Here is a 1,010-nt window from a genome sequence, read left to right as displayed (position 1 = left end):
AACCTGAGCTCGGGATAAGCAGAATAAAAAAAGAAAGGAACTAAAAGCGGGTTCGGTGATCAGATCTTTTGACCAAAAAAGAAACTTTTCACTGGGGAACCCGCTATGCATAATTTAGTCAACTTATTCTGCCATGTCGATGATTTTTGCCAAAGCTTCATGCCTCAATGGCAAATCTATTTGATTGAAAGTGGTGAACGTCGGCGGTTACGCCAAGGACGAATGACAGCCAGTGAAATTATGACGATTATCATCGCTTTTCATTTGTCTCATCAACGTGATTTCAAGCATTTTTATATTGGATTCATGATGGTATATCACAAAAAAGAGTTTCCAACGATGCTCAGTTATACCCGTTTCCTTGAGGTGATGCCCACGGTATTGGCGCCATTGAGCGCATTTTTTACCCACCTTAAAGGTAAACCGACAGGGATTGAATTTATTGATTCGACAAGTATTAAAGTGTGCCACAACCTCAGAATACCCAGACATCAGGTGTTTAAAGAGACCGCGGCAAGAGGAAAAGGCACGATGGGATGGTTTTACGGCTTTAAGCTTCATATGATTGTTAATCATCAGGGTGAAATCGTTGCCGTAAAACTGACGCCCGCAAATATTGATGATAGGGCACCCGTTAAAGCGCTCTCAAAAGGGCTTTTAGATAAACTTTATGCGGATAAAGGTTACATCAGCAAAGCATTAGCAGAAGACTTAGAAGCAGAAGGGATAACGTTGGTGACAGGGCAACGAAAAAATATGAAGCCCAAACTGTTAGCCGCTTGGGATAGGGCCATGTTAGCAAAGCGATTTATTATTGAAACAATTAATGATCAGCTCAAGAACATTACCCAAATTGAGCATTCGCGTCACCGTAGTTTACACGGGTTTATGCTGAATTTATTGGGCGGGTTAATTGCCTATTGTCTGAAACCTAAAAAGCCATCACTGAATATCACCCATGCTGAAAAAACAGGACTTCAGGTGATGGCTTAAACCGATCTCAGGTTAAT

Annotated in this window: 1 protein-coding gene; it reads left to right on the top strand. The window is 41.3% G+C overall.

Going from position 1 to position 1,010, the window contains the following annotated elements:
- Positions 1–105 precede the first annotated feature (105 nt).
- Complete coding sequence (locus BM100_RS22410; RefSeq protein WP_092515019.1) at positions 106–993, top strand: IS982 family transposase; 888 nt, start codon at positions 106–108, stop codon at positions 991–993.
- Positions 994–1,010: the final 17 nt, after the last annotated feature.

This window comes from Xenorhabdus mauleonii, from assembly GCF_900113945.1.
GTDB lineage: Bacteria > Pseudomonadota > Gammaproteobacteria > Enterobacterales > Enterobacteriaceae > Xenorhabdus > Xenorhabdus mauleonii.
The sequence above is the reverse complement of the archived record's forward strand: the minus strand, read 5'-3'. Positions and strand labels throughout refer to the sequence as shown.